The organism is Kutzneria sp. 744 (genome assembly GCF_000568255.1).
Classification (GTDB): Bacteria; Actinomycetota; Actinomycetes; order Mycobacteriales; family Pseudonocardiaceae; genus Kutzneria.
This window is the reverse complement of record NZ_KK037166.1, coordinates 2724976-2741530: the sequence shown is the minus strand read 5'-3', so window position 1 is coordinate 2741530 and position 16555 is coordinate 2724976. Positions and strand designations below refer to the sequence as shown.

Here is a 16555-nt window from a genome sequence, read left to right as displayed (position 1 = left end):
GCCACAGGCTCCTTCGGCCCCGGTCCTAGGCGGAGCCGCCAACGAGCACCGCTATGCATCCTGAATTGCAGCGACGAGTTCGAGCCCCACAGCAGTGCCAGCAGGGTGTGAGGCCGCGCGGTTCGGTCAGCGCTCACCACGCAGGGTTCGCCGGAGCCGTTGACGATGCTCCAAACTTGTGCGACTGTTCTCCAAATGTCGCACAGTCCGACAACTTTGGAGTGCTCGTGGGGTACGAGGACGAAGTGGCGAGCGTGGTGGCCGCCCGACGAGACGAGCTTGAAGCCGATCTCGAGGCAGCCAAACGCGTCGCCGAAAGCTTGCGCGCGCAGCTTGCCGAAGCCGACCGCAGGGTTCAGACCTTTGAGGCGCTCCTAGCGTTCGACGCCAACGCCGTTCGACCACCGGCTGAGCTGTCGGTGGGGCACGTGACCTTGCATGCAGCCATGCAAATGGTCCTTGCTGACGCGCCGAACCGGATGATGCGCCCGGCCGACCTGGCCGCAGCCATCCACGCGCGCGGCCTTTACCGGATGCGGGATGGCAGGGCGGTCGAGACCCAACAGATTCACGCTCGCGTCGGCAACTACGAGAACCTGTTCGCGCGTGAAGGTACGTTCATCAAGCTCAAGTGATCACCGGAAGGTGACGCCGTGGAAGCCTTTGAGTCGTTCGTCGCCCTGACCACGAAGGCGGACACCGAGGACGGCCGGCTCGTCGTGTCCGAGATGATCAAGTTCCCCGTCACCCGCCAGACAGTTGAGACCTCGGTTATCAGTTCTTGGATGTTGCTTACTCGTACCCCCGGGGAGAGCCGCTGATCTTTGGCGTTGCCGAGCTGTCTGCGGCCGGCCCGGTCGAGCGCAGCTGCTCGCCGCGGCAGCGCCGGAGGTGAAGGCACGCTACGCCACCGCAGGACAACGGCTGAGCTCACGGCCCGGGTTGTTCGCCACACTTCTGCGCAGGGAGATCCACGACCTTGTCGGTGTTCCCGAACCCGAGGTGCCCGCCCGGCTGCCGGGCCTCGTGACGCCGCGCTTGATCCCCCGATGATGATCTGACCCGCCACCGATGCTGTGCGGCGGTGTCTCGGTGCCGGGTGGCCGCCAGGTGGTCGCCCACCCGGCTGGCGAGGTCGGCGAGGACGTCGTGCGCACGCGCGAGCTCCTTGTCGGCGCCGAGAGAGGACAGCACCGTCAACGAATGCGTCAGCAGCCATCGCGCCTGATCGAACTGTCCATCATGGATGTGCACAGTGGATAGGGCCATGTCCGCTCGTGCGGTGTTGTAGCGGTCCGCCAACGACTCGAACGCTGATCGGGCCAGGGCCAGATGCGTTCGGGCCGATAAGGTGCGACCGATGTTCAGGTCAACCCGCGCCAGGTTGACCCGCGTCAGCGCCTCGCCTCGTCGCTGTCCCAGCTCGACCTGTGCGGCGAGAGCCTGTTCGAAATACGCACAGGCATCGTCCCATTGCTCCTCCGCGAGGAACACCAGGCCGATGCTGTTGAGAGCGGTTGCCTCGCCGACCCGATCGCCGTGCTCCCGGTGCAGTGCCAGCGCACGCAAGAACAGTCCCCGTGCCTCGGCCAGCCGGCCGAGCCCGTGCAGGCCGAGGCCGAGATGGTTGAGCAACAACGTTTCCGCGAGGAAATTCTGATCTTCGCGGGCGGCGCGCAGGCCGATCTCGTGGCTCTCCAACCACTCCGCGTAGTGCTTGCGATACAGGAACACGCCCCACAAGGCGTCGACTAGCCGATAGCACAACGCGTGGCCGGCACTGCGTCGCACCACGGCCAGGTGGTGAGGAAGATGCGTCTCGGCCCAGTCGAGCGCTGTTTCGGCCCCAGAGAACGCCGGAGTGCCCGGCACATCGCCAACGAAGTCGTCCAGCCTGCGCCGAGTCGGCATCACCGCGCGGTCCGCGATCAGCGCGGCGGCCAGGTACCACTCGCCCATCCGGAGCGTGGCGGCGTCAGTCGTGTCTACGCCGTCGGCCGCGGCGGCCTTCTCCCTGGCGTACTGCCGAATGAGGTCGTGCATCCGATAGCGGTCGACATCCAGCTCCTCCACGAGGTGGAGATCGACCAGCGCCTGCAGCTCCTTACCGGCCTCTTCGTGGTCTGTGGCGATCGCCCTGGCGGCGACGGCGCAGGCGAAGTCGGCGCCCGGATACTCGCCCACAAGCCGGAACGCTCGCGCCGCAGATGGGGACAACCGCTGGTACGAAAGGTTGAGCGCGGTGCGCACCGAGAGCTCATCGGCCTGGAACACGTCCAGCGACCGGCCGTGCGCCAGCAGCCGGGCCACCTCGCCGGCTCCGCTCCACCGCCGGCAGGCCAGCTGGGCTAAGGCGAGTCGCAACGCGAGTGGAAGACCACCGCAGGCGTGCACGAGCGGCTCGACGTCGGCCGGGGTCGCGCTGATGCCGTGCCCACCGAGCACGTCCAGCACGAGCTCCCGCGCCGATTCCTCGGGGAGCAGGCCCAGATCCAGCGCGTGGGCGCCGCGGGCCACCAAGCCAGGCAGGCGCTGTCTCGTCGTGAGTATGACAAGCGCGTCGGGCGGGCCGGGCAGCAACGGCACCACCTCGTTCGCCGCCGCCACGTTGTCGAGCATGATCAACAGTCGCCGGTCAGTCGTCAGCGACCGGAACAGGGCGGCCAGCTCCACGATGTCCACCGGCTGCACGCGCGCCGGAACGCCCAACGCGCGCAGGAACATCCCGAGCATGTGGTCCGCGGAAACCCCGCCATCACCCGCGTACGCCTGGAGATCGCCGAACAGCTGACCATCCGGGTACCGCGTTCGCACCCCGTGCAACCAGGTCAGTGCCAGCGCGGTCTTGCCAACGCCCGCGGGGCCGCTGAGCACGATCATCCCCGCCGAGGCGGACATCCGGTCGAGCGCCGCGAGCTCGGCCTCCCGGCCGGTGAAAAAGGCCGGGGCGGCGGGCAGTTGCTTCGGGACCGCCGGGAGACCGCTCGACGGCGAATGCAGATGGATCCCACCGGCGATGTGCTGGGCCTGCACCACCGCTCCTGCGGTGCCGACGTCCACGCGGTTGACCACGGTTGCTTGTTCACCCGGCGAGCTCATCGTGACCCCCTTCGGCCGAGGCGAGGGACACGTCCCTATTCCAGGGGCACCTCGCGCAGTCCGGTCCATCTTGCGGGCGCGCCCCGCTGCCGGCGATGCAGCCGAACGTGTTTTTCCACCGCGGGCAGCGCGCGCTCGCGGTGCCGGCTGAGCCCGGCATGGCGCTTCAGGTCCGCGGGCACCTCGTCCTCGTGGCGCCGCTTCGTGCTGATCTCAACGAACCGGTGGAACAACTGCCACGGACCGTCCCGCAGCCGCCCCAGGACATTGGCCCAGACCTCGTACGACGCACCGCCGACGAGCACACTGACCACCTGCCACCACCGGTACACGAGCCTGGATACGGCATGGCTGTCGTATCCCTGCGCGGAGTCGGCGCCGGTCCGCTCGACCACCGCGACGAACAGATCCGCCGCGGCCGCGGAGTCCAGCGCCACCAACGACTCGATGAGCCCGCGGACCCGCACCAGGTCGTCGACGTCGGTCAGCTCGGCGATCTGACCGCGGATGCGCAGCACCGCCTGTTTCCGCTGGTCCGCCGTGTCCAGCTGGCTCAGCCGTGCGGTGAGCGTGATCGCGCATCGCCGGCAGTCGCGCTCGATCGCCCGCCAGTGCTTGGCCAGCGCGTTTCCCTGCTGCGTCGGCTGGTCCGTGGCGCCCGCGGCGTGGGCTACGGTCCGCACCCGCACCAGCGCGTCGTCTAGTGCCTGCCGGTCCTCGTACGTCCACGGCACCGCGTCCCGCCGGTCGAGCACGGCTTGCAGCAGCTTGAGCAGCAGGGCGATGAGCTTGTGGTCCTTGACGACCCAGAGGCGGTCCACCAGCATCGCCGCCGGCGGAACGAGCCCGAGCCGGTGGGTGACCAGGAAGATCCGCAGCTTCAGCGCGGAGCTCACCAGATTCCGATCGGCCCGGCGGGCCAGCGCCGCGTCGACGATCCCGTCCAGCCGGTCGATGTGCGAGTCGAGCACGTCCAGCGCGCGGGGATCGATCGACCGAAGATCGTCGTCGCGGGCCGGGTGCAGGTCGTTGTCCACCATCTGCGCGAGCCAGTGGACGTCGGCGAGCACGAGGCAGTCGTCGAGGAGCTCATGCAGGAACCGGAGGTCCCGCTGGCTCGTGCGCCGGCAACGACGATCGACGACCACGTCGGGCGCACCCGGGTCATCGCCGGCCGCCCGGGCCTGTCGGCGGCGCTTCAGTGCCCGCCAGGCGATCCGGTGTCCGCCGGCCGCCGCCTGCACGGTCAACGCGCTCATGCGCTTGTTGTCGAACCAGAACCCCTCGTCACTCATCGAAGGGCGGTTGCGCGGCCACGCCAGGCGCACCAGTTCGGCCACGAGGGTGTCGGGAACGCTGTCGTGGTCAAGGGCGCTGCGGACGAACCTCGCGGCCAGCCCGGCCCGCTCGTTGATCTCCGCGTCCGCGAACACTCGCAACGCGGCGGCCGCCCAGCCGCGGACTTCGTCGGCGCCGTCGCGAAGCAGCAGTCGGCGAAGCACGACCTTCGCCGTGATCTCCACCGACCCCTGGTCGAGGTCGTCCACGACGCCGTCCAACAGCCTGGTCGCCTCGGCCTCGGTCAAATCGGAGGCACACTCGCCTATCGCGAGTAATGTGACGCGCTGCCGGGAATTCAACGCTCCCTTGCCGATGGTCGATCGCACCATCGCGAGCAGCGCCTCCCGACTCGCGAGGTCATCGGTCCGCCAGCGGTGCGCCAGCAGTACGGCCAGCGCCTGGTCGACCTCCACCCAGTCCCGGCTCCCCGCCCCACTGGCTTTGCCCTTCGGGCGCAGCCGATCGATCTTCAGCTGGAACTCCCAGACCGCGGCGGGACGGTCGGCGACGAACCGCGCGGCCAGGCGCAGGCATCTGGCCATGACGGCTGGGCGTGCGGCGCGGGCCGCGCGTGCACAGAAATGCGTCAACCGGTTCCAGGTCCGGTCCGGATGGGTCGCGGCCAGGGACTCCAGCAGGCGGCCGACCGGATTGTTGTTCAAGACGATCTCAGCCCAGGGCCTGGTGCTCAGGGACGACCACAGGCAGTCCGCCGAACCACACGGTTTCTCCGCGCAGCCGGTCGGATCCGCGCAGGTTCCGTCGACAAACTCCGCGACGGTGGCCGGCATCCTGTTGACGAGCCGCAGCAGCACGTCGACGAGTGCCTTGCGCACCTCGGGCTCGCCCCGGCCCCACAGCACTCGCAGTTCCTCGGCCAGCCGAGGGGAACGCCCGTCGAAGACGGCGTGCCTGGTCGCGGGCAACGCGCTGAGATATTGGATGGCGAGTTCCTTGGCGCACGTGCGCAAGGTGTCCCGCACGACGGCGCGTACATCGGCGTCCGGGTCCCACAGCCGGGCGTAGACCCGCAGTCCCAAGGAAAGCAGCGCGGACTCCTGCTGCCGGAGAAGTCGCCGCAGATGGCCGCCGATCCCGTCCGGCGCTCGACTCCGGCCGATCTGCACGAGCGCCTGCTCGGCCACCGCGATCCGGTACGCGTCGTCGGGATTGTCCGTCAGCAGGTCCAACAGTCCGTCGATCCCGCCGGTCGGCATGCCCGAGAGAAGCCGGCCCGCCGCGTGTTCGAAAACCACCTGGTGGAAGAACGCCACGGGAGCGTCCTGGCCGCCCCGGACGAACACGCCACGGCTGCGCAGCAGTCGCACGGCGCGGGGCGTGTCCTTGCGACGGGCACCGCCGCGAAGTCGGATGGACGCCAGCTCGCGTGGCAGCGCTTCGGGTCGGCCTTCGACGAGCATGTGCTCCGCGACACCTTCGGCCACCGGACCGCAGTCCGCCGCCGCCTCGGATCCCGCCGCCTCGCCGGACATGCCCAACCGGTCGTCCCGCGGCACCCGATGCTCCCAGAACCGGTCCATCAGCTCGTCGGCGTCGACCTCGATATCCGGCTCGTTGTCCACCGCCACTTCGAACAGCATGCCCAGTGTCAGCGGCCGTTCGCAGACCTCCTTCAGCGGAAGCCCGTCGACTACGGCCTGCAACACCTTGTCGTAGATGTGTCGGTGGTCGATCTCGGCGTGGCCGCGGTAGTACGCCGAGCTCAGCGCGGCGACGGCGTCCCGCAGTTCGCGGTGGTCGTAGTCGCCCAGGTCCCATCTCCGGCGGCTCGGAGCGGTCCAGACGTCGTCCAGCGCCGACATCTCTGAGGTGCGGCAGGACATCACGACCGGAACCTGCCGCCGAGCCGCCGCTGAGATCACCACGTCGAGAACGTCGCGATCGGCGACCTCATGCAGGAGAAGGTCGACCGAGTCGAGCAGCAGGACCCGGCGCACGCGGTGGGGCGAGGCCAGCGCGTCGTCCAGCACCTCCGGTGTCAGGCTGCCGTGTTCGGTCATGAGGTCGACTGCCCGAAGCATGATCGGTCTTCGCTGTGCCCCCGCGAGCTGCCTCTGCAGGCTCCAGAGCAGGCTCGTCTTGCCTGTTCCGGCCTCGCCTGCGACGCAGCCTGACGTTCCGGCGAGTACGTCGCGCAGCAAGGGCTGTTCTGGGGTACGCGGCACGTACAGGTCGCGCAACGGCTTGGCACGGCCGCCGCGGCTGGTCACCTCGCGCACCGCCCGGTTGTTCAGCCGCTCGACCAGGACCTGCGCATTCTGTTCTCGCGGTCGCAGTCCGGCCGGCGCGTTCGGCGACAGCAACCGGTTGAGCACCGCCATGTCGCCTGGGGTGACTTCGGCGGCGATCGCCAGCGCTCTGACCACCGACGGGTGGCATTTGGTGGCCCCGATGCGGTAGCGGCGCCAGGTCGATCTAGAGATCGACCCGTCGGACGGCCCCCACCCCGGCGCGGGCGGCAGTTTCTCGGCGTGCTTCTCCAGTACGAGCAGCACCTTGGCCGACACCTGCTCCAGGCCCATGTTCCTGGTCGACTTCAGATGAACGAGCATCCGGTCCACCGCGACGGCGACGGAGTCGGCGTCCGTGAGCAGGTGCGTCTGGGGGCGGTGCACCATCTGCGGCAACGCCATCGACACCTCGGCTTCCCGTGCGACCGGATCACGCCATGGTGCACGCGGGTGCACATCGTTCGCCAGCGCCGTGGCCTCGCCGCAGGTCAGGGCCATGGCCGGCCGGTGCGGGAAAGCCGATGGCGCACGAACATTCTCGTCACCGGCTGACCATCGGAACGTGGCGCTATGCCACTCCGCCGACACCTCGCCGGGCCCGCCGGCGACGCCGCGGCCGGATGCTCCAGTCAGCGCCGCGGCCGCCCGCCGCGGCGCGCTGCCCGCCGGAGCCCTAGGTGACGGCGGACGACCAGTTGCGGCCAATGCAGGAGCTCAACGGCGTGCACCGTGGGCTCATCGTCCTGCACACGGCCGTGACGGCGAACCGCCTGCTGCCGATCTACGAGGCGCTGGCGTACTGCAACCCGCACGTGCGGTGGCACTTCACCGTCGGCCCGGACCACTACAACGGGGGAGTGGCGGAGTCGCTGGCAGCGCGCGGGATCGAGATCATCAACTGGAAGACGCTGCTCAACGGCCTGCAGCCGAACTTCGGCGTCGCGCTCGCGGCGGCGTTCGGCGGCCTGGAAACGCTCACGATCCCCGTGGTCAAGCTGACGCACGGGGCGCTGAACGACAAGACGACGCCCCGCGGACTCGGCCTGGGAGCCGAAACGCCGCGCCAGCAGTACGGGCTGGGCGGGGAGTCGCTCCAACGCCACGGTCGTGAGATCGCGACCAGGCTGGTCGTCGCGCACGAAGACCAGCTAGCGCCCTTCGCACGGGAGCAGAACCGCTGGCTGGACACGGTGCGAGTGATGGGTGACCCGCTCGTCGACCAGATCGACGCGCATCTGCATCTGCGCGACTACTACCGCAAGCTGCTTGGGGTCGAGCCGGGGATGAAGCTCGTCGTGGTGACGTCGACCGCGGGACCCCAGTCGCTGTGGCGAAATCGACCGGAAGTGCTGGACCGTCTGGTGCGCGAACTGCCGCCCGACCGCTACCGCATCATCGTGATCATGCACCCCCACCTCGACTACGCCTGGCGCGCGCAGCTGGACGCGACGCTCGGGCGGCTCTACGCGGCCGGCGTGCGCAAGGTGCCGGCCGACCAGGACTGGGCGGTTGCGCTCATCGCGGCCGACTGGGTCATCGGTGACCATGGTTCGGTGCTGCACTACGCCACCCGCACCCCGGCCACGCTGCTGACCGCGGGTTTTGCCTCCGGCGAAGTCGAGCCAGGCAGCGCCAGGGCGCTCCTCGGGCGTGTGGTGCCCGAACTGGCCGACGATCGGCCTCTCGAACCCCAGCTACTCGCCGCTGCGGCCCCGGAAGTCGTCGGCCGCTACGCCGACGCCGGGCGACAGCTGAGCTCGTGTCCAGGTGAGTTCGCCGCCAACCTGCGGCGCGAGCTGCATCATTTGCTCCACGCGCCGGAACCTGATGTGCTCGCACGCATGCCCGAGCTCGTCGTGCCGACGCTGATTGACCGGTAGGGTTCGCGAACGTCGCTCGTGACCTGCACGGACATAGCGCGGTCGCCGTGCCCTGGGCCAGCACGGGTTGCCAAGGTTGACACACGCCTGTCGCGGATCCGTAGGTACTATGTCCGTCACGATGTCGGCAGTGCTCTCCGCGTGGCTGGGACTAGGCGCGGTGCCCGGGCGGCTCCGGCGCCGATCGTTGATACATATCGCTAGTCCGGACCGACTGTAAGTACGGTGCGGCACTGGTGGAGGCGGCGTATGGCTCGGGGGATCACCTATCGCGACGCGGTCCGGATACTCGGCCAGCACGACCACCCCGTCCTCGCCGCGCTTGACAGCCTGACCGGGGGCCTGTTGCTGGCCGCGTCGGCCGCCGGGTTCGGATTCGCGGTGAACCTGTTCGATCCCAAGGCCGAACTCGCCCGGCTGAGCAGGTCACTCGTTACCGGGTTGTCAGATCGACTCAGCCGGCTCAGCCGGTTCGATCGAACCGAGAGGCTGGCCGCGGCCCATGCCGTGATTGTGTACGCGGCCTACTTCGAGGTGTTGGCGACCGTGGCGCTGCCAGTCGCGCCGAAGAGCATATTGCCGGCGTACCTGAGCGACTCGCCGTTCCCGCCTGCCGGTCGCCGGGGCGACCCGAACAGGCTTCGGCGACTAGCCTCATCGCTGCTGACCACCGAACTGCCCATGCCCTCGCCCTGGCTGGCCTACGAGGACGCGCTGCAGCTCTCAATCGACTTCTATGCCGCCTTGTCCAACCGAGTCGCCGAGTTGGTGCACAGCTCCGACCAGTGGCAACACCTCGACGACTGCAGGCGTGCGTCGAGCGACGAGGAGATCTTGGCGCGGGTGCCGGTGCAGGCCGGTCGCCGGTATGAGGAACTGTTCCGGCAACTGGCCATCGACTGCCCTGAGGTGGCCTTGTGGATCAACCTGGTCGATCATCAGGCCACCCGCCACCAGCTGCGTGCCGTCAGCACCGGCTTGGCCGAGATTGAAACGATGCTGGTCGAACTCACGCGGCACGAACCAGCCCTGGGGCCGCACGCGCTGGCCCGCCACTACCGAGACGTGTTGGATCGGCCGATCCTAGCCGCGGCGGACGTGCCAAGCGGGTTGAGCATCCCGTCGCTCGCCGCCGCCTACGTCAACCCCCGGTTCCGGGTGGCGCTGGTGCGCGAGTCCGACACGATCTCCGACGAGAATTGGTGGACCGCCACAGCCGTCCGCGACGATCTGCCGGGCTTTCTGCTGGGTCATTTCACCTCGCCTCGGGCCACGAGGGCACCGCTGCTTGTCCTGGGACAACCCGGTTCGGGCAAGTCGTTACTCACGCAGGTGCTCGCGGCGCGCCTGTCGTCGCCCGCGTATCTGGTGGTTCGCGTCGTGCTCCGCGACGCCCGCGCCGAGGCCGACCTGCAGACCCAAATCGAGTCCGCGGCCCGGGGTGCCACGGGTGAGGGCCTCTCCTGGCCGGAGCTGGCGCGCACGGCGGAGAACGCGTTACCCGTCGTGCTGTTGGATGGCTTCGACGAGTTGCTCCAGGCGACCGGTGCGAGCCAGTCGGACTACCTGGAGAAGGTCGCCCTGTTCCAGGAGCGGGAGGCTGCTCAGGGGCGGCCGGTCGCGGTGCTGGTGACGAGTCGCACCGCCGTCGCGGACCGGGCGCGGCCCGTGGAAGGCACCGTCGCGGTACGGTTGGAGCCTTTCCAGGACCAGGAGGTCGCCCTGTGGCTGGATGTCTGGAATTCGGCGAATCACGACTACTTCGTCGATCGGCAACTGTTGCCGCTGTCGATCGAATCGCTCGTGGCTCATCGGGAACTGGTCGGCCAGCCTCTGCTGCTGCTCATGCTGGCGTTGTACGACGCTGAGGAGAACGCGCTTCGCCACGAGAGCGCCACGATCGGGCAGACCGAGCTGTACGAGCGGTTGCTGACCCGGTTCGCGCGCCGCGAAGTGCTCAAGACCGGCACGGAGCTGGACCCGGCCGCCTTCGCCGAGGCCGTCGATCAGGAGTTGCTGCGGCTTGCGGTCGTGGCGTTCTCGATGTTCAACAGGTCCCGGCAGTGGGTGACCGAGACGGAAATCAACCAGGACCTGACCGCTCTGCTTGGTGCCCCGGTGGGACCAGCCGGCCTGCGCGCTGCTCTCACGCCAGCGCAGATCACGCTGGGCAGATTTTTCTTCGTGCACGAGGCTAAGGCGGTCCAGGACGACAATCAACTCAGGACATACGAGTTCCTGCACGCGACGTTCGGTGAGTACCTGGTCGCGCGGCTCGTCGGCCGGGAGTTGTTCGATCTGGTGGACGCGTTGGCGTTGTCGAATGCCCGGCGGCGTCGGCACTCGATCGACGACTCGTTCCTGTACGCCTTGTTGTCGTACGCTCCGCTGACGATGCGAGCGTCGACAGTTTCGTTCCTGGCCGACCAGTTGCGGGAGGCAAGCTCCGTCGAACGGACTTTGTTGCAGGACGTGCTACTCGGTTTGTGCGGCCAGGCGCTGATGCCGAGGCGAAGCACGCTGTTCGCGGACTATGAACCTCATCCCGTCTTGGTGCCAGGCCGCCACGCGGCTTATTCGGTGAATCTCGTCGTGCTCTACGTGCTCGCGGCCGCCGAGCTCGATCTGGTGAAACTGTTTCCGGATGGGGCCGACACGGTCGCCGAATGGCAGCGCCTCACGATGCTGTGGCGGTCACAACTGCCGGTGGAGGGCTGGAAGGAACTCCTCCGCATGTTCACCGTTGACCGAGGACAGACCGGTGATGTCAGAACGGTGACTTTGAGGCGGCGTCGAGCCACCGAGATGGGGAAGCTGCACCGCGCAGCGTGGGAGCCTGATCTCCTCTGGTCGTGTGACATTAGCTTCGACAGGGTGGATCCCGCAATCGACAACTGGTTGACCTGGGTGCAGGGCGCTTACACCTATGTGCGGAAACAGGGTCGATTTCAGGGCATCCTGGATGACGAAATCCTCATCTATACGCTGGACGCACTGTCCCCGGACCTGGAGGACGGGGTGTTCACTTTCCACATCCGAGGATCGGCCGGAAAGCCGGTTTCGGCTGCTGGCGCGCTGATAACGCTGTGGCGTAAGCTCAGTGAGCCGGACAGACATGACGACCTGTCCGATGCCTTCGACACCTGCTTGCACGTCGCGGTGCACGGAATTTCGCCGTTGCACGTCGTGATGCGGCATAGATACCGATCGATCGTCCTCGCCTTGCTGACAGCCCATCGCCATCGGCTTCCGGCGGACTGGCTCGCCGACGCGCTTCCGCGCATTCGGCAGATCGCCAACGAGGAATCCGGCCAAGACGACCAGGGGCTAGTGAAGATGGCTGAAGCACTGCTCGATTCGGCACAAAGCGGATCCAGTAGCGGTACGCCCCTTGGTGAGCAGGGAAACGGCGAGTTTGGCAGTATTGAAAACGATCAGGAGAGCGGATGGGTACGCGACGCTGGTGGCGTTGAGTAGAATGCTCGCACCGGCACCGAAGTATTGCACACTCGCATACCGATCGACCTGACCACGGTGCTCCCTACCGGGCGATACGTGACCCGCTGCTACACCGAATGAACCGAGTCTTCTGACCCTGTAGATGCCGTGAAATGCATCCGTACAGGTCATCAACAGGCATCGGCGCTTGATCGGTCGCGGGCCACTCTGCCACGGCGGTGACGAGGACGGCACGTCCGGAGTGATCACCTGCGACTGGCGGCCGTCAGTCATGTCGTGTGACGGCGGTGGGGAGCTATCCCGAGAACACGACCCGACAGGGCCGTGACGCTGGAGTGCCCTCGCATGGGGTGCGTACGAGGTCGGCTGGGCGGTCAAACGCTGGGGGAGGTGTGCTTGCTGAGGAGAGTGCGTCGAGGCGGGTGCGAGCCCGCCAGCTGGTGTCGAACTCGGTCGTTGCGTTGCCGACGGCGGTGTCCCAGCGGCGCTGGAGGCGCTCCAGGACCCGGTGTTCGACCTCGCTGGCGACGTGGGAGTAGGTCTGTTGGACCTTGTCTTTGAGGACGTGGCCGAGACGGAGGCATTGGGCGATCTCTGGGACGTTGTCGGCGATCATCCAGGTCTTGTTGCTGTGGCGTAGCCCGCGGAAGGTCAGGTCGGGCTTTGCCGGGCGCAGGCGCATGCCGTCGGTGGTTGCCTGGGTGGTGCCGTCCGCGGCGGGTCGCATCGCGCGGCGGGAGAAGTTGCTGCGCCTGTGGAGTTCGCCGTCTGGGCTGGTGAACACGTGCCGGTGGTCGTGCGATTCCAGGTGTGCCCGCAGCAGGCGGACCAGGAACGGTGGCAGCGTGATGGTGCGCGCCGATTCAGCGGTCTTGGGCGGGCCCAGCCACAGCCGACCGGCGCAGGACTCGTGCAGGGCACCGATCACAGGGTCGACGTCGATGTGGCCGGTGTCGTCGTCGAACAAGTGCAAGTTCGGCCGTTGTAGTCCGGTCAACTCGCCCCAGCGTGCGCCGCTCCACGCCGCGGTCACTACCAGCACCGCGCCACCTGGTCCGTAGTGCGCGGCGATCTGGTCGGCCAGGCGCAGCACTTCGTCTGGCTCGGCCCAGACTTGCTCGCGGCGACGTTCTGTTTGGCGGCGGCGTCCTCGTCGGCGCGGACGGATCGGGTTGGCCGCGATCAGCTTCTCGTCAACGGCGTCAGTGATCAGCATCGACAACAGTTTCATGATGCCGGCGACGGTGTCTGGCGCTCGGGGGATGGCGCGTAGGTGTTTGGCCCAGCCCTGGACTTGCAGGTTGGTGATGTCGGCGAGTGCTGTGGTGCCCCAGCGGGGTTGGATGTGGTTGCGCAGCATGCTGCGGTAGTTGTCTTCGGTGCGAGTGTCGACGTCTGAGGTTCACCCCGGGTAGTGGACACCGAGTTAGCAGGACCAGCAGTCCTGCTGGAAGGATGTCCTCATGCCTCCTCGCAAGCGCCGGTCCTACACGGCCGAGTACAAGGTCGAGGCTGCCCACCGCGTGATCGATTCCGGCCGCACGATCAGCGAGGTCGCCCGCGAGCTGGGAATCGACGCGGGCATGCTCAGCGTCTGGGTCAAAGACGAACGACGCCGGATCACCGCCGCCGAGGCCACCGGGGACATACCCCTGGAGGCGGCCGAGCGGGCCGAGCTGCAGCGCCTGCGCCGACACGTGTCCGAGCTGGAGAAGGACAACGCGTTCCTGTCAAAAGCCTCGGCGTACTTTGCCGCGATGCAGAAGAACCAGCACGGTTCGCTCTGATGGCCAAGTACGCCGGCCCCGACGACCTCGCTGAGACCGCCGGCTCCACCTCACCGAAGCGCATGCGGTTCTCGGTGCTGCGTATGGCACGGCTGCTGGGCGTGTCGACGTCGGGCTACTACGCGCACGCCAAACGTGTCGCGGCGACGGTGTTGCCGCCGCGACAGCAGCGCCGCGCGGACCTCGAGGTGAAGATCACCCAGGCGCACAAGGACTCGCACGGCACCTACGGGTCGCCGCGGATCACCGCCGAGCTCCGCGACCAGGGCGAGGTGGTCACGGCGAAGACCGTCGCCAAGATCATGGCCTCGATCGGGCTGGAGGGCATCAGCCCGCGCACGTTCAAGGTCAAGACGACGGTGGTCGATTCGACGGCGTCGTTCCCGCCCGATCTGGTCGAGCGAGGGTTCGACCAGGGGCGGGTGGACGCGGTGTGGTTCACCGATATCACGTATCTGACCTGTGGCGAGGGCGAGATGTTCCTGTGCGCGATCCGGGACGGGCACTCTCGGAAAGTGTTGGGCCACAGCATCTCTGACCATATCGGCGCCGAGATGGTCACCGACGCGATCGACGCCGCGGTGGCCGCCCGCAGCGGCAGGTGCCATGGCACAGTTCTGCATTCCGACCGTGGCGGGGAGTTCACGGCGCATTTGACGGCGCAGGCGTGTTTCCGGCATGGGCTGCGTCGGTCGATGGGCGCGACCGGGATCTGCTGGGACAACAGCCCAGCGGAGTCGTTCTGGTCGACGTTCAAACACGAGCAATACTACCGGCACGTGTACGCCACTAAGGCGGAACTCGTTGCTGCGGTTGACAAGTGGGTTCGTTTCTACAACAGTGTGAGGCGACACTCCGCGATCGGGATGGTCAGTCCCGATGTCTACGAGCGGTCACTGCCAGCGGTTGCGTGAACTGTGTAAGCCCATGTCCACCGTTCGGGGTGAACCTCAGTCCAGCGCGTCGAGCCAGTCGACGATCCATTCGTCGAGTGTGATCTGGCCGGCGGCGGGGTCGATCCAGGTTCCGCGCCGCTGGTCGGTTTCCATGTTGTCGGCGTGGTCTTGGGCCGCGCGTTTGCTGGGGAATCCGTTGATGGAGCCGGTCGTGTTGTCTGGGCGCCGGTAGCGTACGCGCCACGTGTTGGCCCCTGACTGTTCAATCCATGCCACAGTTTTCTCCTGGCGTGTCGTCGGGTGGAGGTAAGCGGAATGCCTCGGAGGCTTGGACGTGGCGTCGGGGCGTCGAGCCGGTTGGAGAACCGAGGTGACATCGACTTGCACATCGTTGTGGCAAGTGTCAGCAGAGCCGGATCCACTTGTCAACCGTGGCGACTAGATTCATTGTCGTATGGACATGTCGATAGGAGTGTTTGTGGATAAATGTCGACCAGAACGACGACCGTAGGACTGTTGTCTAGCAAATTTGGCTGCGCCCACCGTCGCCGCATCTCCTGGTGGACACGGTCAAGGATGGCCAGTTTCAACAAGATTGAGCCACTCGTTGACAGATAAGTGCGTTTTTGAAGCTTTCAAAACGGAGTCGACGTCGACGTCTCTCAGAAGTCCTAAGTGCTCACGCGAGCCTCGCGTCCGGCAGCACGTCCGTTCAAGGCCGTTGACCTGCGGTTCGGTGCAGTTGAGGTCCGTTGAGCGCAGTTGGAAGAGCCCATAGGTGTGAACCAAGGACGCCACAATGCGCCGACCTGCAGAAATGTGACTTCCGCAGGTCGGCGCGGATCCGTTCAGGGTCGTTGTACGCAGTTGGGGACCGTTCAGCGCACGTGTTTGCTCCCCATTTGCTCCCCGCCGTGCTCCCCGGCCGCGTCAAGGTATTGGGGAGCCGCTGATCTGTGAGGCTGTGGCGCTACACACCACCCGACGCTGTTTCGTGGGCGTCGCACATGGGTGCCGACGTGCGTGGATGGAGTTATTGGCGCGCAGAGGGTCGCGTCGAGCTACTGGTTAGCTCCGGTGACGGACTTATGGAACCCACAGGCAAGGCATGACTTCGCCGCGACAGCGTCGCCCGGTTCGATAAGCGGGTGCATGCACTCAGGGTGGCGACCACAACATTGGACGGCCGTGGTGTTCGATCGGGGGGCAGAACTGACCTTGGCGGACGTGCTCACGCGCCCATGTGGAGATGAGCGGCCCAGGTGGCTGGCGAATCACTGTAGCGGGCGCGCAGATCCAGCACGGTGCGGTGTACGGCCGATGCGGGCGTCTGGGCCGGATCGGACAGGTACCGGTAGAATGTCCGGGCCGCGCGCGCGGCTACGGCGTCGGGGATCCGCCACAATGTCCCGACCACATGGGCGAAACCGGCCAGTTGGAAGGCGGCCGTGAGATGGATCGCCTCGTCGGCCAGTTCGGCGGTGGTCAAGGTCGTCTCGCAAGCGGAGAGATAGGCCAGCCACGCCTGCTCGATGTGAAGAGCGGCGATCTCGGTCACGGTGACCCGGGTCGGGCCCGCACGTAGGCGGCTGCTCGACGGATCGTCCGAATCGGACACCGCGTGCAGGGCGGCGTGCAGTTCGGACGCTTCGGCCAGCGTCGAGAGCAGACTCTCCCGGTTAATGGCGCTGGCGTCCAACGGGGTGACACTCTGCCCCTTGGCCAAGGCTTTCGCCTCGGCGGTGGCCAGCGGCAGGGCCCGCCGTGTGCCGTCCTCGTCGCTGGAGAAGAGCACTACCGGCTTGCCGCCGGGATTCGTGCGCTGTCGTCGTCGAGCGGCG

General features: G+C 67.2%; 10 protein-coding genes and 1 pseudogene. 6 read left to right on the top strand and 5 right to left on the bottom strand.

The features are described from left to right. Nucleotides 1–227: 227 nt before the first annotated feature. Nucleotides 228–635: a hypothetical protein gene (locus tag KUTG_RS12085; RefSeq protein WP_157494487.1), complete on the top strand. Its 408-nt coding sequence runs from the start codon at nucleotides 228–230 to the stop codon at nucleotides 633–635. A gap of 18 nt (nucleotides 636–653) precedes the next feature. Further along, the gene (locus KUTG_RS58355) at nucleotides 654–821 is read left to right on the top strand and encodes a hypothetical protein (protein WP_157494486.1); all 168 of its coding nucleotides are present in this window, start codon (nucleotides 654–656) and stop codon (nucleotides 819–821) included. A gap of 109 nt (nucleotides 822–930) precedes the next feature. Here KUTG_RS58355 and KUTG_RS12080 read toward each other — a convergent pair whose 3' ends face one another. Then, the gene (locus KUTG_RS12080) at nucleotides 931–3060 is read right to left on the bottom strand and encodes a tetratricopeptide repeat protein (RefSeq protein ID WP_198047119.1); all 2130 of its coding nucleotides are present in this window, start codon (nucleotides 3058–3060) and stop codon (nucleotides 931–933) included. A 74-nt stretch (nucleotides 3061–3134) separates the two neighbouring features. Next, the gene (locus KUTG_RS12075) at nucleotides 3135–7190 is read right to left on the bottom strand and encodes a hypothetical protein (RefSeq protein WP_043716827.1); all 4056 of its coding nucleotides are present in this window, start codon (nucleotides 7188–7190) and stop codon (nucleotides 3135–3137) included. A 179-nt stretch (nucleotides 7191–7369) separates the two neighbouring features. On the opposite strand from KUTG_RS12075, the gene KUTG_RS12070 reads away from it, so the two are divergent. Then, the gene (locus KUTG_RS12070; protein WP_157494485.1) at nucleotides 7370–8572 is read left to right on the top strand and encodes a hypothetical protein; all 1203 of its coding nucleotides are present in this window, start codon (nucleotides 7370–7372) and stop codon (nucleotides 8570–8572) included. Between the two features lie 249 nt (nucleotides 8573–8821). Continuing rightward, nucleotides 8822–12049 carry an NACHT domain-containing protein gene (locus KUTG_RS12065; RefSeq protein ID WP_052394373.1) on the top strand — a complete coding sequence of 1076 codons (3228 nt, stop codon included), beginning with the start codon at nucleotides 8822–8824 and terminating at the stop codon, nucleotides 12047–12049. Nucleotides 12050–12326: 277 nt separating this feature from the next. Here the strand turns inward: KUTG_RS12065 and KUTG_RS12060 are convergent. Beyond that, nucleotides 12327–13415 (bottom strand): annotated as a pseudogene (locus tag KUTG_RS12060) (tyrosine-type recombinase/integrase); the annotation flags it as partial. A gap of 79 nt (nucleotides 13416–13494) precedes the next feature. Here KUTG_RS12060 and KUTG_RS12055 point away from each other — a divergent pair. Beyond that, nucleotides 13495–13818, top strand: a complete 324-nt coding sequence (locus KUTG_RS12055) for a transposase (protein ID WP_043716801.1) — start codon at nucleotides 13495–13497, stop codon at nucleotides 13816–13818. Beyond that, nucleotides 13818–14732 carry an IS3 family transposase gene (locus KUTG_RS12050; RefSeq protein ID WP_043716826.1) on the top strand — a complete coding sequence of 305 codons (915 nt, stop codon included), beginning with the start codon at nucleotides 13818–13820 and terminating at the stop codon, nucleotides 14730–14732. Before KUTG_RS12055 ends, KUTG_RS12050 begins: the two co-directional genes overlap by 1 nt. Before the next feature lie 36 nt (nucleotides 14733–14768). Here KUTG_RS12050 and KUTG_RS58350 read toward each other — a convergent pair whose 3' ends face one another. Together KUTG_RS58350 and KUTG_RS12045 are read right to left on the bottom strand one after the other, a co-directional pair. After that, a complete protein-coding gene (locus tag KUTG_RS58350) occupies nucleotides 14769–14990 on the bottom strand; it encodes a hypothetical protein (protein WP_157494484.1) in 222 nt (73 codons plus the stop codon). Nucleotides 14991–15945: 955 nt separating this feature from the next. After that, nucleotides 15946–16555, bottom strand: a 610-nt coding sequence (locus KUTG_RS12045; protein WP_198047118.1) for a CHAT domain-containing protein, incomplete at its 5' end; no start/stop codon positions are given.

Coding starts and splice junctions, on each gene's coding strand:
- KUTG_RS12075 (WP_043716827.1), bottom strand. CDS start 7,190: ATGGCCCTGACCTGCGGCGAGGCCACGGCGCTGGCGAACGATGTGCAC.
- KUTG_RS12065 (WP_052394373.1), top strand. CDS start 8,822: ATGGCTCGGGGGATCACCTATCGCGACGCGGTCCGGATACTCGGCCAG.
- KUTG_RS12055 (WP_043716801.1), top strand. CDS start 13,495: ATGCCTCCTCGCAAGCGCCGGTCCTACACGGCCGAGTACAAGGTCGAG.
- KUTG_RS12050 (WP_043716826.1), top strand. CDS start 13,818: ATGGCCAAGTACGCCGGCCCCGACGACCTCGCTGAGACCGCCGGCTCC.